The 23,954-nt window shown below is 62.0% G+C and carries 16 protein-coding genes; 3 read left to right on the top strand and 13 right to left on the bottom strand.

The features are described 5' to 3' along the window. The first annotated feature begins 179 nt into the window (after positions 1 to 179). Entirely contained in the window at positions 180 to 5,687 is a 5,508-nt protein-coding gene (locus J3A71_RS01830; RefSeq protein ID WP_157754423.1) for a DUF6543 domain-containing protein, read from the top strand. A 14-nt stretch (positions 5,688 to 5,701) separates the two neighbouring features. Here J3A71_RS01830 and hutG read toward each other — a convergent pair whose 3' ends face one another. The 7 genes from hutG to hutC all read right to left on the bottom strand — a co-directional run bounded on the left by hutG (position 5,702) and on the right by hutC (position 14,296). Next, positions 5,702 to 6,496, bottom strand: coding sequence for an N-formylglutamate deformylase (gene hutG / locus J3A71_RS01825; protein ID WP_096426867.1), 795 nt, complete (start codon positions 6,494 to 6,496; stop codon positions 5,702 to 5,704). Between the two features lie 10 nt (positions 6,497 to 6,506). After that, entirely contained in the window at positions 6,507 to 7,712 is a 1,206-nt protein-coding gene (gene hutI / locus J3A71_RS01820) for an imidazolonepropionase (RefSeq protein WP_060516896.1), read from the bottom strand. Between the two features lie 15 nt (positions 7,713 to 7,727). Then, positions 7,728 to 9,131: an amino acid permease gene (locus tag J3A71_RS01815; protein WP_016489580.1), complete on the bottom strand. Its 1,404-nt coding sequence runs from the start codon at positions 9,129 to 9,131 to the stop codon at positions 7,728 to 7,730. A gap of 147 nt (positions 9,132 to 9,278) precedes the next feature. Then, entirely contained in the window at positions 9,279 to 10,811 is a 1,533-nt protein-coding gene (hutH, locus tag J3A71_RS01810) for a histidine ammonia-lyase (RefSeq protein ID WP_016489581.1), read from the bottom strand. Between the two features lie 108 nt (positions 10,812 to 10,919). Then, a complete protein-coding gene (gene hutU / locus J3A71_RS01805) occupies positions 10,920 to 12,593 on the bottom strand; it encodes a urocanate hydratase (RefSeq protein ID WP_023048244.1) in 1,674 nt (557 codons plus the stop codon). A 423-nt stretch (positions 12,594 to 13,016) separates the two neighbouring features. After that, the gene (locus J3A71_RS01800; protein ID WP_016489583.1) at positions 13,017 to 13,589 is read right to left on the bottom strand and encodes a HutD family protein; all 573 of its coding nucleotides are present in this window, start codon (positions 13,587 to 13,589) and stop codon (positions 13,017 to 13,019) included. Continuing rightward, a complete protein-coding gene (hutC, locus tag J3A71_RS01795; protein WP_172455918.1) occupies positions 13,586 to 14,296 on the bottom strand; it encodes a histidine utilization repressor in 711 nt (236 codons plus the stop codon). The genes J3A71_RS01800 and hutC overlap by 4 nt, the downstream gene beginning before the upstream one ends. Positions 14,297 to 14,440: 144 nt before the next feature. On the opposite strand from hutC, the gene J3A71_RS01790 reads away from it, so the two are divergent. Next, entirely contained in the window at positions 14,441 to 15,805 is a 1,365-nt protein-coding gene (locus J3A71_RS01790; RefSeq protein ID WP_096426868.1) for a formimidoylglutamate deiminase, read from the top strand. A gap of 116 nt (positions 15,806 to 15,921) precedes the next feature. Here J3A71_RS01790 and J3A71_RS01785 read toward each other — a convergent pair whose 3' ends face one another. The 5 genes from J3A71_RS01785 to J3A71_RS01765 form a co-directional block, all read right to left on the bottom strand. Then, entirely contained in the window at positions 15,922 to 16,494 is a 573-nt protein-coding gene (locus J3A71_RS01785; RefSeq protein ID WP_016489586.1) for a lipocalin family protein, read from the bottom strand. After that, positions 16,491 to 16,745 carry an outer membrane protein assembly factor BamE gene (gene bamE, locus J3A71_RS01780; RefSeq protein WP_003249234.1) on the bottom strand — a complete coding sequence of 85 codons (255 nt, stop codon included), beginning with the start codon at positions 16,743 to 16,745 and terminating at the stop codon, positions 16,491 to 16,493. The genes J3A71_RS01785 and bamE overlap by 4 nt, the downstream gene beginning before the upstream one ends. A gap of 227 nt (positions 16,746 to 16,972) precedes the next feature. Then, the gene (locus tag J3A71_RS01775) at positions 16,973 to 17,569 is read right to left on the bottom strand and encodes a DUF924 family protein (protein WP_096426869.1); all 597 of its coding nucleotides are present in this window, start codon (positions 17,567 to 17,569) and stop codon (positions 16,973 to 16,975) included. Positions 17,570 to 17,572: 3 nt separating this feature from the next. Beyond that, positions 17,573 to 18,583 (bottom strand): class 1 fructose-bisphosphatase, encoded by a 1,011-nt coding sequence (locus tag J3A71_RS01770; RefSeq protein ID WP_012274595.1) that lies wholly within the window; start codon positions 18,581 to 18,583, stop codon positions 17,573 to 17,575. Between the two features lie 269 nt (positions 18,584 to 18,852). Next, complete coding sequence (locus tag J3A71_RS01765; protein ID WP_016489588.1) at positions 18,853 to 21,303, bottom strand: glycogen/starch/alpha-glucan phosphorylase; 2,451 nt, start codon at positions 21,301 to 21,303, stop codon at positions 18,853 to 18,855. Between the two features lie 184 nt (positions 21,304 to 21,487). On the opposite strand from J3A71_RS01765, the gene J3A71_RS01760 reads away from it, so the two are divergent. Continuing rightward, positions 21,488 to 21,892 carry a YkgJ family cysteine cluster protein gene (locus tag J3A71_RS01760; RefSeq protein WP_049870388.1) on the top strand — a complete coding sequence of 135 codons (405 nt, stop codon included), beginning with the start codon at positions 21,488 to 21,490 and terminating at the stop codon, positions 21,890 to 21,892. Between the two features lie 122 nt (positions 21,893 to 22,014). Here J3A71_RS01760 and typA read toward each other — a convergent pair whose 3' ends face one another. Then, positions 22,015 to 23,838 (bottom strand): translational GTPase TypA, encoded by a 1,824-nt coding sequence (gene typA / locus J3A71_RS01755; protein WP_016489590.1) that lies wholly within the window; start codon positions 23,836 to 23,838, stop codon positions 22,015 to 22,017. Positions 23,839 to 23,954 lie beyond the last annotated feature (116 nt).

Below are 23,954 nucleotides of genomic sequence, written 5' to 3'. Positions count from 1 at the left end.
CACTCCGTGTGAGGATATTGACTGCCGTTGGGCATCATAAACCTGAATTGCGCTTTGAGCATGTTCTCGTACCCTCGAACATGAAAGTTCGAGGACCACCGTACGAATATCTACCACATTCTCCCTGGCCATGTAGCCATAGTCGCTGAGCCTTTCACTGCACACAGGTTCATATGACCATGGAACAAGACACCCGCCTCCCGTATGCGCTGATCGCAGGTAAAACCCCCAACTGGTTGAAAACCGCGGCGCCATCGACCCACGCCCTCATGAAGCAGGTCATGAGCACCCGTGCAACTGCACTGGAGCAGGCATGCCAGACCCAACCGGCCATCGCCAGCGCGCTGACAAGCGAGCATGCGCGGCTGCAGGCGGCCATGGCCGAGGTGCAGGCGCTGTATCGTGCCTTGCCGAACCTGGAAGCATTCGCCAGCGAACAATTGAGCACAGCCATCAAGCAAACCTTCGGGTTTGAGGTAGACGTCTGCAACAGCTATCTGCTGGACGTCCGTCACCTCGACAAGCAACCCGGACAAGCGCTGGAAGCTTACAAACATGCCACCCATACATTGCTGGAAAGTGCGCTGCACAACTTCGAGGCCAGCGCAGCAGAGCCCGGTGGCATGGACAACGATAATGCCCTTCTGAAGAAATCGGTGATCCTTGACCACAAAGGTTTCATGGGCACAGTGCCCATCCCCAATTCCCTCGACATCGCACCCGAACGCTTCGCCCGTCTGTGCCGCGAGCTGGATATCGGTGGCCAGTACCAGGCAAAGTTGCAGGCAATCTACTACAGCGACATCAAGACCGGTGCGAGCAACCCGGCAACCTTCGACAAGCTCGCCGAGCTCGAACGCTGCACTTTCACGCAAAGCCTGCACCTCGCCCGGCTGCAGAATGACATCAGCCAGGCTCTCTATGAAACCGCTCTGGCGCTGCCCCTGGATGTTCCAGTGCAGTCCTCCAGCCTGACGTTCAGTGCACTTTCGCTGTGGGATGTGCAGCTGACCCGACTGCGCCTGTTCGATTACCAGGCAACGGACGGGCACCCATCAGTGGCGCTTTACATTCCGGACGATCCTGAAACACCGCTCAAGGAATTTGCGTCGCAGACAGAATGCGAGCAATGGCTGCGCGATCGCCTGCTTGGCGACATTCACTACCTCGACCACTGCATGAAAGAACGAGACAAGGCCCACCTGAGGGTCCGGCTGCTCGACCGACTGATGCCGTTGACGCTGACGGTAACGGGCGCCCATGAGCGCACCGCAGACCCACATGCCAAGGTGTTGTTGCAGGCACGCCAGCTCAGTGGCTCCCTGTTACAGGGGCTGGTGACGGAAAAGGTGTTTCGCCATGAAGAAGACGTCGCCTTCCATGCCCTGCCCACAACGCTCATGGATACCATCAGTGCGGTAAGCCACCGCGAGCACCTGCTGCAAAAAGCACTGACCACGCTCAACATTGCCGGGTTCTTCGTGCCTGCGATCGGCGAGGTCATGCTGGGGATCTGCGCACTGCAACTGGCTTACGAGGTTTATGAAGGTATCGAAAGCTGGGCCCACGACGATAAGCAGCAGGCTTACCAGTACCTGCTGGACGTGGTGCAAAACGTTGCGCAGATGGCCGCATTCAGCCTGGCCATCAAAGCGGCCGAGGGCGGCGTGAGGGCCGCTGCTGGCGGGCCGGGCGAGCCAACGGTGTTACCAGAGCCAATGCCCGTTGAGACCCCTTCTTTCATCGAAGAGCTCGACGATGTAGAACTCCCCGAGGGCCAGATCAAGCTCTGGAAACCCGACTTGGCGCCCTATGCCCAGCCCATCAACATACCCGACACACTCGGACCAGACGAGCTGGGCCTGCATCATCACCAAGGTAGAACCTGGCTGAAGCTGGACGGCCAGACCTACGCGGTCAGGCGCTCACCCCAGGGCGATGGATATCGCATCGAACACCCAACCCGGGCGAATGCCTACCAGCCACCACTGCGTCACAACGGCGCCGACATCTGGCTGCACCCACTGGAACATCCCGAACAATGGCAGGAACAGCAATTGTTGCGTCGCTCCGGAACAGCCAACGAAGGGTTTGACGACGACACCGCGCAGCGCATCTTGCGGGTCAGCGGCATCAGCGAGGATGTGCTGCGCAAGGTGCTGTGCGACAGCCAGCGCCTGCCTGGACAGCTGGAAGATACCTTCACCCGCTTCAAATTGTACCGGGCCATTGAGCAGGCGAACGCCCAGGCATTACCCGGTCAGATTCAACGCGACTTTTACCAGCAGTACCAGCGCCTTCCTGCCAGCCAGGCGCCGGGGGCAGACCTGCTGCGCACCCGCTATCGGCAGCTCCCTTCCCCGGTCATCGAAGAGCTGCTACACAATGCTACCGCCAGCGAACTGGCCGACCTGGGCGATGGCAAGATCCCCAGGCGCCTGGCCGACGAAGTTCGCCTGCTCCAGCAACAGCTCAGGCTCAACCGTGCTTACGAAGGGTTGTACCTTGAGCAGTTGCGCAACTGGGACACCGATTGCCTGGTCCTGCATACCCTTGCGCGATTGCCCGACTGGCCGGCGGATACCGGCATCACCCTGGAACAGCGCATGCACTCGCCCAACCAGAGCGCCCGGATCGGTCCCGTTGATGCGGCGCAGAATCCGACGATCATCAGTGCCCGGGCTGGCTACTTGCTGATGCACAGCGAAACACCCGATGCCCCCTTGAATGCCCATGCCACCTTGTATGGCGCCCTGTTCGAAGCCCTCAGCGAAGCACAGCGCACGGCGCTGGGGATCGACGATGAGGCGGCACTCAAGGCATTGGTGGTACACGCCCAGTGGCTGCCACGCCCAGCACTGAGGCAGGTATTGGGCATGCAGCCGATAAAGCCTGAATTCCGTTCGCCCATGCGCCTGGCCGATGGCCGTCTCGGCTACCCGCTGGGCGGAGCCCGCCCGCGCGCCACCAGTTTTTCACGGCATACACTGCTCAACAGAATCAGGCAGATCGGCCTGTACCTCCCCCTGCCCCACCCCGCCGAACAGACGCTGGCAACGCTGGAAAGCCGTAACCTGGACCGCAGTGCGATCAACGACCTGCTCGACACGCTCCTGGAGCAACGCCACCAGTTGCAGTCGAGCCTTGACAACTGGCGGCAGAGGGGCGAAGCGCTGACCCACCAGAGTGCGAACGAATTCGAGCAGTTGGCAGGTAGCATTTTGCAGCACTGGTATGATCGAGCCTTCGCAGCAAGCCCCGATCCGGGCAATCCGTTACGGCTGCAGCGCCTGTCCCTGTTGGATTTCCCCCTTGAGTTACCGACGTTCTTCACCGCAGGCGTACGTGAGCTGCAATTGCTCGAGACCCAGCCCGAGCGCTTTGAAGGCTTAGGCGAACACACCTCACGCCTGAACAGCCTGCTGCGGCAATTCGCCAATCTCACAACGCTGGAGATCAGCCGCGCCTACCGGCCTGAGGCGCCTCCTTCGCCGTTCCAGTCCAGCTTGCCCCTGATCGCAGAGCATCTGCCCTCACTGCAATCGCTGAGCCTGATCAACCAGAATATGGTAATTGCCACCTCCGATATCGACAGCCTTACGGCCTTGGGCGAGCTGCGCCGCCTGGACCTCAGCGGAAATCGCTTTTCCGACGACTCGCCGCCCGATTTCAACCGCCTGGAGCTGACTCATCTCGGCCTCGATAACATGCAGCTGGAGCATTGGCCCAACGGGCTTGGCTGGCACGTTGCCCACGAAATCCGCGAAATCTCCCTGCGCAACAACCGGATCACCTTACTGCCCCATTTCCTGCTGCAACACATTGTCGGTATTACCCGACATCCCCAGCTCTTTCTGCAAGGCAACCCGATCAGCTATGACGACATGCTGACCGTGATGCTCCGCCGAGACGAATTTCAGACACGTTTCGAGTGGGACCAGCCAGCCGATTTTCGTGAGCTCCTTGACCAGCACCTGCAGATGCGTCAACAGTTGCACGACCTTCTGGACAACTATGTCAACGCTTCCTCCTCCACCACAGTGGTCAGCCAGGCTGTATTGGCGGGCAGAATGCGCATCGAGAATGCCTTGAATCAGTTCTGGATTGCTCAGGAGACGCGTCAGTACAGCCCCGCGCTGTACCTGTCAGGCATTGCACTGGAGCTGTTCCCGACTCGTCTGCCCACATTCCTCAACGAACGCGTACATACCCTCTACCTGAACAATGTCAGCGGCACCACAGCACAGTTGCAAGACCTGCTTGGTCGATTCCCGCACTTGGTCCGCTTGACTGCAGATAATTTCGTCCGGGCTCAACAAGACCTGCCGATGGCACTGCAGCGGTCCTCTGAACTTCATTCTCTGTCCTTGAACAATGTCGGGCTGGAGATCGATCAGCGTTTCATGGATGCCTTGGCACCCCTGCAAAGACTCGAAGTGCTGGACCTCAGCAACAACCGCTTGGGCACGATCGTCAGTGCGCCACCTGCGCTGGGGTCGCTGCGACGCCTTGATCTTTCCCGGGCGGACCTCGAGCAGTGGCCCGCCTGGGTGGATCGTCTGTTGCCCCTGGAGGTGCTGGACCTACGCCATAACCATATCAGGGAGCTGCCACAGCACATTCAGGAAAACCTTCACAACAACGTGCTCGTCAGCACGATCGACCTGGGCGGCAATCCATTGTCGGAGCAAGCGGTTCACCGCGCACGAGGGATATCGGAGAGCGAAGGCAGCTTCACCCTGAGGTACGATGCCCCAGACGAATGGGACCAAGACTTGCTTGACGAATTTTTCCGCAACTTTGGCGGACAGGTCATCGACGACGCCCCCGTGCTCACGGACTGGCTCCAGGCCTCGGAGCCTGAAAACGAAGCCCTGCGCGACATTTGGGAGCAACTTCAGGCGTCGGGCGACGCCCAGGACCTGCTTGCCCTGATAGGCCGGTTGAAAAACACCTCCACCTACCAGAATAACGAAACCCGCGTGGCGTTCTGCAAGCGGGTGCGACAGGTGCTGGTCAGGGCGTTGCTCAACCCGGACGAGCGGGCACTGTTCAACATCCAGGCCAGTGAAGCCCTGACGCAGGAAAATGGCAGCCGAACCTGTCACGACGGTGCACTGCTGACATTCAAGAACATCGAGTTCTACATCGCCAGTGAGTACCTGCAGTTCGAAGGCGCGGACAACCAGGCCAACCTCTACCGTGAAGTGCGCCGGCTGTACCGCGTGCATGCGGTGGATGAACTGGCGACCCGCGAAGCCGGGGACCGGGATATAGCCGAAGTGCGCCTGACTTACCTGCGTGAACTGAATGCGCCCCTGCAGCTAGGCCTGCCTGTCGACAGGCTGCGCTATGCGATCAACCCCAGTATCGACGAATTGATCGATGCCGAGGTGCAGGTTCAGCGCGGCGAGCTCGGGGAGGACCTCCTGCGCTTTGCCTCCGCCAATGAAGTGTGGGTCCAGCATTTGCGCGAGGCCTACCCGGAGCGCTTCGCGCAAATCGAAGACAGCTACCGGGGCCAGGTGATCGAATTGCAGGATCGTTATCCAGAACGGTCACTGGACACCCTGGCGGATGAGTTCAACGCACTGGAAAGAAGACGGCAGGCTCGCGAATTACACTTGATCCGCGAACTCACCGCCTGGGCCGACCCTGATCGCAGGCCTCGTTCCTCGAGCGAGTGACCTGGTTCAAGGCCCTAAGCGGCCGGCTTCCATGCCAGCATGGTTTCGAGCAGTTTGCGCAGCACACCCTGGGTTTGGTGCGCAAGCTGTTCGCAATAGGCGAACGGCTCGCGCTCTTGCATATAGGTGCTTTGCGCCAGCTCCAGCTGCACGGCGTGGATGCCGTCGCATGGCTGGCCGTAATGACGGGTGATGTAGCCGCCCTTGAAGCGCCCGTTCAGCACATGGCTGAAATCCACCGCCTCGGCGCAAACGCCTTGCAGTTGCTCTGCCAGTCGCGCATCGCAACTGGCGCCATTGAACGTACCGAGGTTGAAGTCCGGCAACTTGCCCTCGAACAGGTGCGGGATCTGGGAGCGGATCGAGTGGGCGTCCCATAGCAGTGCATAACCGAACTGATCACGCAGGCGCAGCAGCTCTTCATGAAGGGTGTCGTGGTACGGCCGCCAGATACGTTCCAGATAGCTCGCGCGCTCGGCTGCCGAGGGTGCCTTGCCCTCCTTGAACAACGGCTCGCCGTCGAACAGCGTGGCCGGGTACAGCCCGGTGGTCGCGCCGACATACAGCGGTTGGTCATCTTCAGGCCGGTTCAGGTCGATTACAAAGCGCGAATACTCCGCCGCCACCACGCTCGCACCCAGTTCCCAGGCAAAATCGTACAGACGCGGGATGTGCCAGTCGGTGTCGGGCAAGCTGCGCGCCGCATCGACCAGCCCCTCGTCCACGGCGGGAGTCAGTTTCAGGCCGGCGTGCGGCATGCTGATCAACAGCGGCAAGCGGCCTTGGTGAAAACTCAGAACCTTGTCCATCGTGCCTCGCTCAGTTGGAGATTTCGTGGCCCTTGCGCACCACGCGCTTGGGCAGGTCGCCACCCAGCCAGTAGGCCAGGTCGGCGGGGCGTTCGATTTGCCAGGCGACGAAGTCGGCTACCTTGCCCACTTCCAGCGAGCCGTGGCTGTCCCCCAGGCCCAACGCCGTGGCGGCATGCACAGTGACGCCGGCCAAAGCTTCTTCCGGGGTCATGCGGAAACAGGTGCAGCCCATGTTCAACATCAGCCGCAGCGACAGCCCTGGCGAAGTACCGGGGTTGAGATCGCTGGCCAGGGCAATTTTCACCCCGTGGCGGCGCAGTGCATCCATGGGTGGCAACTGGGTTTCGCGCAGGAAATAGAAGGCGCCCGGCAGCAGCACGGCGACCGTGCCGGCTGCAGCCATGGCAATGGCGTCCTCCTCGGTCATGAACTCCAGGTGGTCGGCCGACAGCGCCTGGTAGCGGGCCGCCAGGCTGGAGCCATGCAGCGACGACAGCTGTTCGGCGTGCAGCTTGACGGGCAGGCCCAGTTCGCGGGCCTTGATGAACAGCCGCTCGACCTGGGCCGGGGAGAACGCCAGGTGTTCGCAGAAGGCATCCACCGCGTCCACCAGGCCTTCGGCGGCCAGGGCCGGCAGCATCTCGTCACAGATGTGCGCGATGTAGTCGTCGGCCCGGCCGGCATACTCCGGCGGCAGGGCATGCGCAGCCAGGCAGGTGGCGCGCACCGCCAATGGCAGCTCGTCTGCCAGGCGCCGGGCCACGCGCAGCATCTTGCGCTCGTTGGCCAGGTCCAGGCCGTAGCCGGACTTGACCTCAAGGGTGGTTACGCCATCGCGCATCAGCGCCTGCACCCGCTGGCGGGCACTGGCGAACAACTCGTCCTCGCTGGCCGCACGGGTGGCCCGCACGGTGCTGGCGATACCGCCGCCCTGCGCGGCAATTTCAGCGTAGCTGACGCCTTGCAGGCGCTGCTCGAACTCGCCGCTGCGGTTGCCACCGAACACCGCGTGGGTGTGGCAGTCGATCAGCCCGGGGGTGACCCAGGCGCCGCCCAGGTCCACCGTGCGGTCAGCGTCAACCGCTGCCAGCTCGGCGCGTGGGCCGATCCATTCGATCAGGCCGGCGCTGGTGACGATAGCCGCGTCTTCGATGGCCGAATAACGGCCCTCGGCCATGGTTGCCACATGGCAATGCTGCCAGAGGGTTCTCATGCACAATCTCCTTTGCTAGCGGTGCAGCTCGACCGGCTCTGCTACTGGCTGGCCCTGCCCTGCGCGCGGCTTGCACCACAGCAGGTAGGACGCCACCAGGAACACCACCCATATCACGCCGACGATCAATGCCGCCTGGGTATCCGGGAAGTAGCCGAGCACGCCAAAGATGAACACCATGAACGCAATGGCCATGGCTGGGCCATAAGGCCAGAAGGGTACCGGGAACTTGAGCTGGGCCACTTCTTCACGGCTCATGCTGCGGCGCATGGCCACCTGGGTGAGCAGGATCATCAGCCACACCCAGACGGTGGCGAAGGTGGCGATCGAAGCGATCAGCAGGAACACGTTCTCGGGGATCAGGTAGTTGAGCAACACGCCGATCAGCAGCGCAGCGCCCATCACCACCACGGTCATCCACGGCACGCCGTGTTTCGACAGCTTGCCGAAGCTGCGTGGCGCATGGCCTTGCTGGGCCAGGCCATACATCATGCGGCCTGCGCCAAAGATGTCACTGTTGATGGCAGAGATCGCGGCAGAAATCACCACCACGTTCAGCACTGCGGCGGCAGAGCCAATCCCCAGGTGGCTGAAGATCTGCACGAACGGGCTACCTTCGCTGCCGATCTGCGGCCACGGGTACAGGCACATCAGCACAAACAGGGTGAGCACATAGAACAGCAGGATGCGCAGCGGCACGGCGTTGATTGCCTTGGGGATAACACGCTGCGGGTCCTTGGCCTCACCGGCAGTGACACCAATGATCTCGATACCGCCAAAGGCGAACATCACCACGGCAAAGGAGGCAATCAGCCCGCCCACGCCATTGGGCATGAAGCCACCGTGGTCGAACAGGTTGCTTACCCCCACGGCATGCCCGGTACCGACCTGGCTGAAGCCGAAGGCCATGATGCCGAGGCCGGCCAGGATCATCGCGACGATGGCGCCGACCTTGAGCAGCGACAGCCAGAATTCCATCTCGCCAAAGACCTTGACGTTGCACAGGTTGAGGCCGCCGATGACGAAGACGATGCCCAGCACCCAGACCCAGCGGGCTACCTCCGGGAACCAGAAGCCCATGTAGATACCGAAGGCGGTAACGTCGGCGATGGCGACGATGACCATCTCGAAAGCGTAGGTCCAGCCGAGGATAAAGCCGGCCATGGGGCCGAGGTAGGTGCTGGCGTAGTGGCCAAAGGAGCCGGCCACCGGGTTGTGTACGGCCATTTCGCCGAGGGCGCGCATGACCATGAACACGGCGGCGCCGCCGATCAGGTAGGCCAGCAGCACGGCCGGGCCGGCCATCTGGATGGCCGAGGCCGATCCGTAGAACAGCCCGGTACCGATGGCGGAACCGAGGGCCATGAAACGGATGTGGCGGGCACTTAGCCCGCGCTTGAGACCTTGAGCTTGTTGCATGTCACGTCCTTAAATTGTTTTTGTGGTCGTGAGATCAGGGGGGCGCCATGCAACCCCATCGCGAGCAAGCTCGCTCCTACAAGGGAACGCGTTGCCTTTGTAGGAGCGAGCTTGCTCGCGATGGGCCGCAACGCGGCCCTAGGGGCATTACAGGCTTGGCAGTACACCCGCCGGCAGCAAACCGGTCAGACTACCCTTGGCCAACAGTTCCACAGCCTTTTCGATGTCTGGTGCAAAGAAACGGTCACGGTCATAGTGCGGCACTTCGCTACGCAGCGCCTGGCGCGCTTGCTCCAGCTTGGCGGAAGTTTTCAGGCCTTTGCGCAGGTCCAGGCCCTGGCAGGCGCCCAGCCATTCGATGGCCAGCACGCCACGGGTGTTTTCGGCCATTTCCCACAGGCGCTTGCCGGCAGCCGGGGCCATCGACACGTGGTCTTCCTGGTTGGCCGAGGTCGGCAGGCTGTCCACGCTGTGCGGGTGCGACAGGGCCTTGTTCTCGCTGGCGAGAGCGGCAGCGGTAACCTGCGCGATCATGAAGCCGGAGTTGACGCCACCGTTTTCCACCAGGAACGGCGGCAGCTGGGACATGTGCTTGTCCATCATCAGCGAGATGCGGCGCTCACTGAGCGAACCGATTTCGGCGATGGCCAAGGCCAGGTTGTCGGCGGCCATGGCCACCGGTTCGGCGTGGAAGTTGCCGCCGGAAATCACGTCACCTTCGGCAGCGAACACCAGCGGGTTGTCGGACACGGCGTTGGCTTCAATGCCCAGCACCTCGGCGGCCTGGCGCAGCTGGGTCAGGCACGCGCCCATGACCTGCGGCTGGCAGCGCAGCGAGTACGGGTCCTGAACCTTGTCGCAGTTCTTGTGCGACAACGACACTTCGCTGGCTTCGCCCAGCAGGTCGCGGAAGCAGGCGGCGGTGTCGATCTGGCCGCGCTGGCCACGCGCTTCGTGAATACGCGCATCGAACGGCGAACGCGAGCCCAATACGGCCTCGACGCTGAGGCCGCCGCAGGCGATGGCCGCCGCGTACAAGTCTTCGGCATGGAACAGGCCGCGCAGGGCATAGGCGGTGGACGCCTGGGTGCCATTGAGCAGGGCCAGGCCTTCTTTTGCAGCCAGGGTCAGCGGTTCGAGGCCGGCAACTGCCAGGGCTTCGGTGGCCGACAGCCACTGGCCCTTGTAACGGGCTTTGCCTTCGCCCAGCAGCACCAGTGACATATGTGCCAGGGGCGCCAGGTCACCGGAAGCACCCACCGAGCCTTTCAGCGGGATGTGCGGGTAGACTTCGGCGTTGACCAGGGTGATCAACGCGTCGATGACTTTGCGACGAATGCCGGAGAAGCCACGGCTGAGGCTGTTGATTTTCAGCACCATGATCAACCGCACCAGGTCGTCATCCAGCGGCGCGCCGATACCGGCGGCGTGGGACAGCACCAGCGAGCGCTGCAGGTTTTCCAGATCGTGGCTGGCGATGCGGGTCGAGGCCAGCAGGCCGAAACCGGTGTTGATCCCGTAGGCGGTGCGGTCTTCGGCAATGATCTGCTCGACACAAGCGACGCTGGCGTCAATGGCCGGCGCGGCGCTGGCATCCAGTTGCAGGCGCACAGGCGCGGCATGGATCGCGCGCAGCTGGGCCAGGGTCAGGGTGCCGGGCTTGAGGGTGAGTTCGGTCACGTTACTACTCCAAATCGCGTGGAGCCGCAGGCCCGTTCGTGGGTGCCTGCGCGCTCCTTCTTGTTGTTCAGTATCACCCCTGGCGGGGTGCGATCCAAAGCGTGGCAATCAGCCAGTGATCATCGGCAGGTCCAGGCCCTGCTCCTTGGCGCAGTCGATGGCGATGTCATAACCGGCATCGGCGTGGCGCATGACGCCAGTCCCTGGGTCGTTGGTCAGTACACGGGCGATGCGCTCGGCGGCTTCATCGGTGCCGTCGCAGACAATGACCATGCCCGAGTGCTGCGAGAAGCCCATGCCCACGCCACCACCATGGTGCAGCGACACCCAGGTAGCGCCGCCTGCGGTGTTCAGCAGGGCGTTGAGCAGCGGCCAGTCGGACACAGCGTCCGAGCCATCACGCATGGCTTCGGTTTCGCGGTTGGGGCTGGAGACCGAACCCGAGTCCAGGTGGTCACGGCCGATCACGACCGGCGCCGACAGCTCGCCGCTGCGGACCATTTCGTTGAAAGCCAGGCCCAACTTGGCGCGCAGGCCCAGGCCAACCCAGCAGATACGTGCTGGCAGGCCCTGGAAGCTGATGCGCTCGCGGGCCATGTCCAGCCAGCGGTGCAGGTGGGCGTCGTCGGGGATCAGTTCCTTGACCTTGGCGTCGGTCTTGTAGATGTCCTCGGCCTCGCCAGACAGCGCCGCCCAGCGGAACGGGCCTACGCCGCGGCAGAACAGGGGACGGATATAGGCAGGGACGAAGCCCGGGAAGTCGAAGGCATTGGCCACGCCCTCTTCCTTGGCCATCTGGCGGATGTTGTTGCCATAGTCGAAGGTCGGGACACCCTGCTTCTGGAAGTCCAGCATAGCCTGCACGTGCACAGCCATCGACTGCTTGGCCGCCTTGACCACAGCAGCAGGTTCGGTCTGCGCGCGGTCGCGGTACTGTTCCCAGGTCCAGCCCGCAGGCAGGTAGCCGTTCAGAGGGTCGTGGGCGCTGGTCTGGTCGGTGACCATGTCGGGGCGTACGCCACGCTTGACCAGCTCTGGCAGGATTTCGGCGGCGTTGCCATGCAGGGCGATGGAAATGGCCTTGCCTTCGCCGGTGTATTTGGCGATACGCGCCAGAGCGTCGTCGAGATCAGTGGCCTGCTCGTCGACGTAGCGGGTTTCCAGGCGGAAGTCGATGCGGCTCTGCTGGCATTCGATGTTCAGCGAGCAGGCGCCGGCCAGGGTAGCCGCCAATGGCTGGGCGCCGCCCATGCCGCCGAGGCCTGCGGTGAGTACCCACTTGCCTTTCAGGCTGCCACCGTAGTGCTGGCGACCGGCTTCGACGAAGGTTTCATAAGTGCCCTGGACGATGCCCTGGCTGCCGATGTAGATCCAGCTGCCGGCGGTCATCTGGCCGTACATGGCCAGGCCTTTGGCGTCCAGTTCGTTGAAGTGCTCCCAGTTGGCCCAGTGCGGCACCAGGTTGGAGTTGGCAATCAGCACGCGCGGGGCATTGCTGTGGGTCTTGAACACGCCGACCGGCTTGCCCGACTGCACCAGCAGGGTTTCGTCGTCTTCCAGGCGGGTCAGGGTTTCGACGATCTTGTCGTAGCATTCCCAGTTACGCGCGGCGCGGCCGATACCGCCGTACACCACCAGTTCTTTCGGGTTTTCCGCAACCTGTGGGTCGAGGTTGTTCATCAGCATGCGCAGTGGCGCTTCGGTCAGCCAGCTTTTGGCGGTCAGCTTGTTGCCACGTGGGGCACGGATTTCAACGTCACGGTATTTGTTGTTGTCGGTCACGGGAAAGGTCCTCTGCGGTCGTCCGCGGGCGGGTATGTCGTGGTCAATATACAAACACACCTTTACTTGTATGTACAAGCATGGACAACCAAAATAATTGGACCTTGCCGTTCCTGGCTTGAGTTGTGTGGCGGCGCATAGATCGAGCGCCGCCCGCGCGGCGCTTCGCGGGGCAAGCCCGCTCCCACATCTGTTTCGGGCCAATCATTCCTGAGTCAGGTGGGTTGCAGCCTTGGTGCATGGCTGCAAATCGGGGAGCTGCCCTTGTGCAACCCTGGATATCAAACAAAACATACAGGGCGGGCAGCAGTGACTTCCCAGGAGAAACTGGCCCGAAACAAATGTGGGAGCGGGCTTGCCCCGCGAAGCGCCGCGCGGGCGGCGCTCGATCTCACAGGCGATGAAAATGTATCGCCAAGCCCATCAGCGAGAAATGAGCTCAATCAAGCAAAACCGCCCCTGAACCTCCAACCCAAGCAACTCATCGTTGCCCTCCAGGCGCAGGCAGTCATACAACCCCAACCGCTGCACCTCACGCCCCGCCATGGTCACTTCCACGTGGCTGCTGGCAGCAAACAACAGCACCGTCGACGCCGAGCTGTACAAGCGGCTTGTGCCATCGAACCACTGCAACCGCGCCCGGTACCGCTGCGGTGCATAGATCAGGTTGAAATCGCGGATCGCCCCACCCAGCAGCTTGCAGCTGACCTGGCTCTCACCGCCGAAGGCAAAGGCATCGAACGGCAGCAACGGCCGGCTGGGTTGGTCATCGACCAACAGCCGCATACCATCGCCCTGCAGCACTGTGATGATCCGCTGGTAACCGGCGAAGGTGGAAAAGCCGCCAGACTCTTCGATATCGGCAATCGACAGGCGCCAGCCAAAACCGTCCAGGCCCTCACCACTGTCGCGGGTGATCTCTTCGGTGAAACCGCCACCGTTCTTCCACGGCATGCGCGGGTAATCCTGCGCGCGCAACAACTGCAACTGGCTCATTTGCTGAAACGTCCTTCCAGGCGATGACGGGAACCGGGGTGGATCAGCCGTGCAGCGGTCACCGGCTGGCGACCGGACCAGGTACGGCGGCGAATCAGCAGGCATGGTTCGCCCCGCTCGATCTGCAGCAGGCGACATTCTTCCGGCTCTGCCAGGATGGCTTCGACCACGTGCTCACCCTCGGTCAGCGGCGCTACCTGGGACAGGTAGGCATATGGCGTCTGCCGGGTGAAATCCTGCTTGAGGTAGTCGGGTGCGATCGCGGCGTTGACGTAGCGGTCCTCGATCTGCACCGGCACACCGTTCTCGAAATGCACGATCAGCGAGTGGAACACTCGCTGGCCTTCGCGCATGTCCAGGGCCAGGGCCCGTTCGGAACCGGCTGCTTCCTCGGTGAGCGTGATCACCTGGCAGCTATGCTGATGGCCGCGTGCGGCAATTTCATCGGCAATGTTGTTGACTTCGAACAACGCCGAACGGCCCTTGGGCTCGGCTACGAAAGTGCCAACCCCTTGCATGCGCACCAGCAGGCCTTCGGCCGTGAGTTCGCGCAGGGCACGGTTGATGGTCATGCGGCTGAAACCCAGTTCGTTGACCAGTTCACTCTCCGAGGGGACCCGGTGATGGGGTGGCCAGCTGCCGTTGTCGATCTGCTGGATGATCATCTGTTTGACCCGGGCGTACAGCGGCGCCGGGCCCTCGCCCATCTGGGCAACCAGCGCGGAGACAGGAGGTGTCGGCACGGCGTTGGATCCTTGTGCGTATGGAATGAGCGGTAGCTTGCCGCAGTTTACCCGGCAGGCAAACGCCTGTATATGTATATACAAGTTAACAATAACAGGATTTCACCGATGTCCGCCTATTTCGCCGAACGCGCCCTGCTACCTACGGGCTGGGCCCGCCATGTCCGTATCGAGGTCGCCAGCGATGGCCATGTGACCCGCATCGAGCCGGGCGCTTCGGCCGAAGGCGCCGAGCGCCTGGCAGGTCCGTTGCTGCCCGGTATGCCCAACTTGCACTCACATGCCTTCCAGCGTGCCATGGCGGGCTTGGCGGAAGTCGCCGGCAACCCCAACGACAGCTTCTGGACCTGGCGCGACCTGATGTACCGCCTGGTCGGGCAGATCACCCCGGACCAGTTGCAGGTCATCGCCCGCCAGCTGTATATCGAAATGCTCAAGGCCGGCTACACCTCGGTGGCCGAATTCCATTACGTGCACCACGACCAGGCAGGCAAGGCCTACGCCGACCCGGCCGAGCTGTCCCGCCGCATCAGCGCGGCCGCGGCCGACAGTGGCATTGGCCTGACCCTGTTGCCGGTGCTGTACAGCTACGCCGGGTTCGGCGGCCAGGCACCGAACGACGGGCAGCGGCGCTTCATCAACACCACCGAACAGTACCTGCAACTGCAAACGCAACTGGCCCCGCTGCTGGCCGCGCAACCTGCGCAGCAACTGGGCCTGTGCTTCCACTCGCTGCGTGCGGTGACGCCGGGGCAGATCGCCGAAGTGCTGGCGGCCAGCGACAAACAATGCCCGGTGCATATCCATATCGCCGAGCAGCAAAAGGAGGTGAACGACTGCCTGGCCTGGAGCGGCCTGCGCCCGCTGCAATGGTTGTACGAGCATGTGGATGTGGACCGTCGCTGGTGCCTGGTGCATGCCACCCATGCCGAGCCGGATGAAGTCACCGCCATGGCCCACAGTGGCGCGGTGGCCGGGTTGTGCCTGACCACCGAGGCCAACCTGGGCGACGGGATTTTCCCGGCGGTGGACTTCCTGGCCCAGGGCGGGCACATGGGCATCGGCTCGGACAGCCATGTGTCACTAAGCGTGGTGGAAGAACTGCGCTGGCTGGAATATGGCCAGCGGCTGCGGGACCAACGACGCAACCGCTTGTACCGTGGCGACCAGCCGATGGTCGGGCGCACGCTGTACGACGCCGCGCTGGCGGGCGGTGCACAGGCACTGGGCCAAGCGGTCGGTGAACTGGCCGTGGGCAAGCGCGCCGACTGGCTGGTACTGGATGGACAAGACCCTTACATCGCCATGGCGGATGGCGATGCCATTCTCAACCGCTGGCTGTTTGCTGGCGGGGATCGCCAGGTGCGCGATGTGATGGTGAATGGGCAATGGGTGGTGCGCCAGGGGCGGCATGCCCAGGAAGAGGAAAGCGCGCGGGCGTTTGCCGGGGTGCTGCGGCAGCTCTTGGGGTGAGCGTATTGGGGCTGCTTTGCAGCCCTTTCGCGGCACAAGGCCGCTCCTACAGGGGAACGCGTATCCCTGTAGGAGCGGCCTTGTGCCGCGAAAGGGCCGCAAAGCGGCCCCAAAAATCAGTGCATTTTTACGATTTGCTGATCGGACGCCCGCCAGATAAGCCGGCTGGTGTCATACCCCTGCTGGCGTGCCTTGGCCAGCAGGTGCTCGCGCTCCCAGGCCGGCAACGTCGGCGTGCGTGACAGTATCCACAGGTACTTGCGGTCCGGGCTGCCGACCACTGCCGTGCGGTAGCGATCGTCCACGTACAGAATCCAGTATTCGCCCCGCGCCACGCCAGGCACCAGCTTGGTGAACCAGTTATCGAACTCTACCCACAGCTTGTCGGTGTGCCCCGGCTCCTGGATGCTTGCGTGCCCCTCGGCACGCAGCCACTCATCACCCATGGTGCGGCAGCGGTTGAGCACACCAAACGTGCCATCAGGCTTGAGGTTGTAATGCGCCTCGGACTGCTCGCAGCCGGTCTGGTAGCGCATGGGCAGGCGCGCCAGCTCGAACCATTTGCCTTGGTAGCGCTTGAGGTCGACGTTGCCAGCGGTCTTCGGCGCCAGCGGGTCGTGCACGGAGCCTGCACAACCGCCCAGCAGCAATGCCAGGCATACCCCCATCAGCAGGTACAGACGCCTCATTTGAGGCCCTGCCCTGAATACATCAGCACCTTGTCAGCCGCGTACTGCACGCTGATGAAGCTCTTCTCGTCCCCCCAGGTGCAGCTGCTCATGCCCAGCGCGCCAGAGCACTCGGTCGGCGTACCGAGCAACTGCTCGACCTCGGCCTTGTTCATACCGGCCTTGATCTTGGAATAGTTTTCCTGGTTGATCTTGCTGCAGGCAGTCAGGACGACGCACAGCGACAACAGGGCGAGGGAACGCAACGACATGAAGGACACTCCTGAAGAGGGGAAACAGGCGAGTGGCCTGCAGTGACCTTCGACGGGAAAATCCCTCCCAGGTTCCCTGCCCTACCCACTTTACCCCTACACCATTGGTCGGATGGCCACTACTGTGCGATTAATCACAAAGCATTAATCACTTCCCAATAAAAAGGCCGCACCCTTGCAGGTGCGGCCTCGCATCGCGATGGCCTGCGCAGCAGGCCCCGTGGGCATCAGAACCTGGACCCAGGCTCCAGCAAAAAGTCCATCTCTTCGCTGGTGCTTGGCCGCTCAAGCACCAGGTTGCGGTGCGGGAAGCGGCCAAACCGGGCAATCACCCGCTGGTGCTGCTCGGCATAGTCCAGGAAGCCTTCGAACAGCCGCCGGCTGGCTTCGGGCTGCTCGTCCAGCAACAACTGATAGCGCTCGACACACAGGTTCTGCCAGTCCAGCACCTCGGCATGCTCCAGCACCAGCAGCACGAACACACGCTGTATCGGCAGCAACTGGTAGTCCCAGCCCTTCTGCAGGCCCTGCATCGCCACCACCTGGGCGCGCCGGTCGCCCTCGAAGGCGCGCGGCGTGTCGCGGTAGATCATGCGCGGCAACTGGTCCAGCAAGATCAACAGGCCCAGCCAGCCCTGCGGGCTTTGCTGCCAATCATCGAGCCCGCCCGCCAAGGCGTGCTCGACCAGGTCGCCAAACAGCGCATGGGCATCGGCATCGTGGTGCTTGCCGAACCACAGCGTGCTCTTCTCGTCAGCCACGGCCTGGGCACTGGTGCCCCAACCGAACCACCATTCCAGCAACGGCTGCCAAGGTGCGAGCATGACTTACTCCTTGTGGTAGGCGGTGACGCGCTCTACTTCTTCCTTCGAGCCAAGGATCACCGACACGCGCTGGTGCAGGCTCTCTGGCTTGATGTCGAGGATGCGATCGTAACCGTTGGTAGAGGCGCCGCCTGCCTGTTCGATAATGAACGACATCGGGTTGGCTTCGTACATCAGGCGCAGCTTGCCCGGCTTGCTTGGCTCGCGGGCGTCACGTGGGTACATGAACAGGCCGCCACGGGTCAGGATGCGGTGCACATCGGCCACCATCGAGGCGATCCAGCGCATGTTGTAGTTCTTTTTCAGCGGGCCGGTTTCGCCGGCCAGCAGTTCGCCCACGTAGCGTTGTACCGGGGCTTCCCAGTGACGCTGGTTGGACATGTTGATGGCGAATTCGGCGGTGGTTGCCGGCACCTGGATGTTTTCGTGGGTCAGGACGAAGCTGCCCAGTTCACGGTCCAGGGTGAAGCCCTTGACGCCGTTGCCCAAGGTCAGGATCAGCATGGTCTGCGGGCCGTAGATGGCGTAACCGGCGGCGACCTGCTCGGTGCCTGGCTGCAGGAAGGCTTCTTCGTTGAGGCTTTCGTTCTGGCTCAGGTACTGGTTAGGGCAACGCAGCACCGAGAAGATGGTACCGACCGAGACGTTGACGTCGATGTTCGACGAACCGTCCAATGGGTCGAAGACCAGCAGGTACGCACCTTTCGGGTACTTGCCCGGAATCTGGTAGGCGTTGTCCATTTCTTCGGAGGCCATGCCGGCCAGGTGGCCGCCCCACTCGTTGGCTTCCAGCAGGATATCGTTGGAAATCACGTCCAGTTTCTTCTGGACTTCGCCCTGCACGTTTTCAGTGCCCATGCTGCCCAGCACGCCACCGAGGGCGCCTTTGGACACGTGATGGCTGATTTCCTTGCACGCACGCGCCACCACTTCGATCAGGAAGCGCAGATCGGCAGGGGTATTGTTGCTGCGGGTCTGCTCAATCAGATAGCGACTCAGGGTAACGCGGGACATGTATGGCTCCGAAAGGATTGTGGGAGTAAAAACCCCCGCAGTTTACAGGGAGAGTGGCAGGCTAGCGAGCAATGAGACTCGCCACGGCTCTCAGACGGCACAATAGGTCGCTAGTTCAGCCTGCGCCAGGCCGGCTGTCGAGTGAAGCTGCTTTACAGTCCAATCGCGGGGCAAGCCCGCTCCCACAGGTTTGCGCTGCCTTCAAGACAACGCAGATCCTGTGGGAGCGGGCTTGCCCCGCGAATGGGCCGCAACCCGGCCCCACATGCTCAATCCAGTGCCTTCCAGATCTCGGTCGCATATTCGCGAATGGTCCGGTCCGACGAGAACCAGCCCATCCGCGCCGTGTTCAGCACGGCCATACGCCACCACTCCTGCGGTGTGTGCCACAGTTCTTCGACCCGCCGCTGGGCATCCCAGTAGGCATCGAAGTCGGCACACACCAGGAAGCGGTCATAGGCCACCAGCCCGTCGATCAACCCGGTATAGCGTGATGGGTCGTCTGGCGAGAACACACCACTGCGAATCGCCTGCAACACGTCGCTCAAGCGGTTGGAAGCGGCTATGGCGGCGTTTGCACCAAAATCACCGGCACGCTTGCGCGCCTCGACCTGCTGCGCAGTCAGGCCAAAGATGAACATGTTGTCGGCACCCACCTGTTCGCACATTTCCACGTTGGCACCGTCCAGGGTGCCGATGGTCAGCGCGCCGTTCAGGCCGAACTTCATGTTGCTGGTACCGGAGGCTTCATAACCTGCGGTGGAAATCTGCTCGGACAGGTCGGCCGCCGGGATGATGCTTTCGGCCAGGCTGACGTTGTAGTTAGGCAGGAACACCACCTTGAGCAGACCGCGCACGGTCGGGTCATTGTTCACCACCCGGGCAATGTCGTTGGCCAGCTTGATGATCAGCTTGGCCTGGTGGTAACTGGCCGCAGCCTTGCCGGCGAAGATCTTCACCCGCGGCACCCAGCTGGTGCCGGGATCGTTGCGAATGGCCTGATACAGCGCCACGGTGTGCAGCAGGTTGAGCAGCTGGCGCTTGTACTCGTGGATACGCTTGACCTGCACATCGAACAGCGCTTCAGGGTTCACGGTGACACCAATGCGGTCCTGGATGATGCTGGCCAGGGCACGCTTGCTGTGCAGCCGTTGAGCAGCGAACTGCTTGCGGAAACTGGCCTTGTCGGCAAATGGCACCAGGCCAACCAGAAGCCCTTCAGGGTCGTCCTTGAGTTCCGGCCCGAGCGCTTCGACCAGCATCTCGGTCAGCTGAGGGTTTGACTGGTACAGCCAGCGGCGAAAGGTAATGCCGTTGGTCTTGTTGTTGATCCGTTGCGGGTAGAGCTTGTGCAGCTCGGAAAACACCGTGCTCTTCATCAGCTTGCTGTGCAGCGCGGACACACCGTTGACGCTGTGCGAGCCCAGAAACGCCAGGTTACCCATGCGCACCCGGCGCCCATTGTCTTCCTCGATCAGCGACACCGCGCGCAGCACGTCGAAATCGTGCAGGCCTTTGGCCCGCAATGCATCGATATGGTAGGCGTTGATCAGGTAGATGATCTGCATGTGCCGCGGCAGCATGCGCTCCATCAGGGCTACCGGCCAGGTTTCCAGGGCTTCGGGCAGCAGGGTGTGGTTGGTGTAGGCGAGCGTGCCAACGGTCAGTTCCCAGGCCTTGTCCCAGGGCACTTCATGCTGGTCCACCAGCAGCCGCATCAACTCGGCAACGGCAATCGAAGGGTGTGTGTCGTTGAGCTGGATGGCCGCCGCGTCGGGCAGGTTGAGCAGGTCCTTGTGCATGTTCAGGTGACGGCGCAGCAAGTCCTGCAGCGAAGCCGACACAAAGAAGTACTCCTGACGCAGGCGCAGTTCCTGCCCCGCCTCGGTGCTGTCGGCCGGGTACAGCACGCGCGAAATGCTCTCGGCCCGCGCCACTTCGGCCACGGCCCCCAGGTGGTCACCGGCATTGAAGCGCTCCAGGTGCAGCTCTTCCAGCGCCCGCGCACGCCACAGGCGCAGTGTGTTGACGCTGGATCCACGCCAGCCGACCACGGGCGTGTCGTAGGCCACCGCCCGCACCGTTTCGCCCGGCGACCATACTTGCCGCTGGTTGCCACTGGCATCGTTGACGGTTTCGACACTGCCGCCGAAGCTGATCGGGTAGATCACCTCAGCACGCTCGAACTCCCAAGGGTTACCGAAGTCCAGCCAGTTTTCGGTCTGTTCCTGCTGCCAGCCATCGACTACAGCCTGACGGAACAACCCATGTTCGTAGCGAATGCCGTAACCATGGGCGGCGATGCCCAGGGTGGACATGCTTTCCATGAAGCACGCAGCCAGGCGGCCGAGACCACCGTTACCCAGGGCGGCGTCGGGCTCGAGCAGGCGGATGCGCTCCAGGTCCACGTCCAGCCCTTCCAGCGCATCACGGGCGACGTCCAGCAGCCCCAGGTTGCTCAGGCTGTCGTACAGCAAGCGCCCGATTAGGAACTCGAGGGAGAGGTAATAGACCCGCTTCTGGCTACGACGATAGGCCAGGCGGGTGTGGTCCATCCAGTGGTCGACCATGTGGTCGCGCGCGGCCAGAGCGATGGCCTCGAACCAGTCGTGGTCGAACGCATGTTCCGGGTCCTTGCCGACCGCGTAGGTCAGCTTGTTCAGTACAGCGGCGCGAAATTCGGCCACCTCGGCGTCACGTGCTTTGGGTTCCTGAGACATGCGGCATCCTCTGGCAAGTTGACGAAAGCGGAGGGAGATTGATCAGACTAGACCCTTCGACAGGGAGTGACAGTGACTGTTCGCAGTTTTCATGCCGACTCTGCGAATCCGGCAAAAGGTTGTTCATAAATTGAGCAATTCCGGTATCATCGCGCGCCCCAAGACCGTGATCCACCCTATAAAGATGAAAACGACCCTGATCGCCGCCGCCGAAGTCGACCGCCTGGAGACTTGGCAGCGCTACGCCAGCCACATGTGCCACGGCTGCCATTCGACCTGCTGCACCCTGCCGGTAGAGGTGAAGATCAAGGATCTGATCCGTATCGGCGTGGTGGACGAGTTCGAGAAAGACGAACCCCCCAAAAACGTGGCTAAACGCTTGCAGAAGGAAGGCATCATCGAGCGCTTCAACCAGAAGTCAGGGATCTTCACCCTGACCCGGATGAGCAACGATGACTGCATGTATCTGGATCGTAAAAGCCGGCTGTGCACCATTTATGACAAGCGCCCGGATACCTGCCGCAACCACCCCAAGGTCGGGCCGCGGCCAGGGTATTGCGCCTATAAGCCCAAGGTGGTCGGGCGCTGATCGTCAGGCTTCAAGGGCCCCTTCGCGGGCAAGCCCGCGAAGGGGCCAACACAAATCCTGAAGGCATAAAAAAACGCCCCCGGCCTTTCGACCGGGGGCGTTTTCATTCAGCCAAAGCTAACTTAGCTGTTCTTGGCTTTCTTGGCAGCGCGGGTACGCTCGCTTTCGTCCAGGATCTTCTTGCGAAGACGGATGGACTTCGGCGTTACTTCGCACAGCTCGTCTTCCTGGATGTATTCCAGAGCCTGTTCCAGGGTGAAGCGAACAGGCGGAACCAGGGCGATGACTTCGTCTTTACCCGAAGCACGCATGTTGTCGAGCTTCTTGCCCTTGGTAGGGTTGACGCCCAGGTCGTTGTCGCGGCTGTTCTGGCCGATGATCTGACCGTTGTAGATCTCCTGACCGTGCTCGACAAACAGCTTGCCACGCGCCTGCAGGGTTTCCAGCGAGTAGGTCAGCGCCTTGCCGGTTTCGACCGAAACCAGTACGCCGTTCTGACGGCCGGACATGTGGCCGGACTTCACAGCGTCGTAGCGGTCGAAGATCGAGGTCAGGATGCCTGCACCGTTGGTCAGGGTCAGGAACTGGTTGCGGAAACCGATCAGACCACGCGCCGGGATGTTGTATTCCAGGCGAACACGGCCCTTGCCATCCGGGACCATGTTGGTCAGGTCGCCTTTACGCAGACCCATTTCTTCCATGACCTTGCCCTGGGATTCTTCAGGGATGTCGATGGTGACGTTTTCGAACGGCTCTTGCTTGACGCCGTCTACTTCGCGAATGATTACTTCTGGGCGGCCCAGGGCCAGCTCGAAGCCTTCGCGACGCATGGTTTCGATCAGTACCGACAGGTGCAGCTCGCCACGGCCCGAGACCTTGAACTTGTCTGGGGAATCGGTTTCTTCAACGCGCAGGGCTACGTTGTACAGCAGCTCTTTGTCCAGACGGTCCTTGATGTTACGGCTGGTGACGAACTTGCCTTCCTTGCCGCAGAACGGCGAGTCGTTGACCTGGAAGGTCATCGAAACGGTTGGCTCGTCAACGGTCAGCGGCTTCATCGCCTCAACGGCGGTCGGGTCGCACAGGGTGTCGGAGATGAACAGCTCGTCGAAACCGCTGATGCAAACGATGTCGCCAGCCTGGGCTTCTTCAACGTCGACGCGGTGCAGGCCGTGGTGACCCATCAGCTTGAGGATACGGCCGTTACGCTTTTTGCCGTCAGCGTCGATGGCGACAACCGGGGTGTTCGGCTTGATGCGGCCACGGGCAATACGGCCAACGCCGATAACACCCAGGAAGCTGTTGTAGTCCAGTGCAGAGATCTGCATCTGGAACGGGCCGTCACGGTCAACAGCTGGCGCTGGAACGTGGTCGATGACAGCCTGGTACAGGGCAGTCATGTCTTCGCCCATTTCGGTGTGGTCCAGACCAGCAATGCCGTTCAGGGCCGAAGCGTAGACCACTTTGAAGTCCAGCTGCTCGTCGGTAGCGCCGAGGTTGTCGAACAGGTCGAAGATCTGGTCCAGAACCCAATCAGGACGCGCGCCCGGGCGGTCAACCTTGTTGATCACGACGATTGGCTTCAGGCCAGCTTCGAAAGCCTTCTTGGTTACGAAGCGGGTTTGCGGCATAGGGCCGTCTTGAGCGTCGACCAGCAGCAGCACGGAATCGACCATCGACATTACACGCTCAACCTCGCCACCGAAGTCGGCGTGGCCGGGGGTGTCGACGATGTTGATGTGGTAGCCGTTCCAGTTGATGGCGGTGTTTTTCGCCAGAATGGTAATACCGCGCTCTTTTTCCTGGTCGTTGGAGTCCATGACGCGCTCGTCGTTGAGCTCGTTACGCTCCAGAGTGCCGGACTGACGCAGGAGTTTGTCGACCAGGGTGGTTTTACCATGGTCAACGTGGGCGATGATGGCGATGTTACGCAGATTTTCGATCACAAGTGTATCTCGATCAGAGGATTCGGTTGCCGCCCAGTGTAGGCGGCCAATATGTACTGTTTAAGGCTCAGCGGGCCCGGTGGTCGGGAGGGCGATGGCGGATACTGCCGCCATAC

Origin of the sequence: Pseudomonas sp. PvP089 (assembly GCF_017875165.1) — a bacterium.
In the GTDB taxonomy this organism is placed as follows: Bacteria; Pseudomonadota; Gammaproteobacteria; order Pseudomonadales; family Pseudomonadaceae; genus Aquipseudomonas; species Aquipseudomonas fortuita.
The sequence above is the reverse complement of the archived record's forward strand: the minus strand, read 5'-3'. Positions and strand labels throughout refer to the sequence as shown.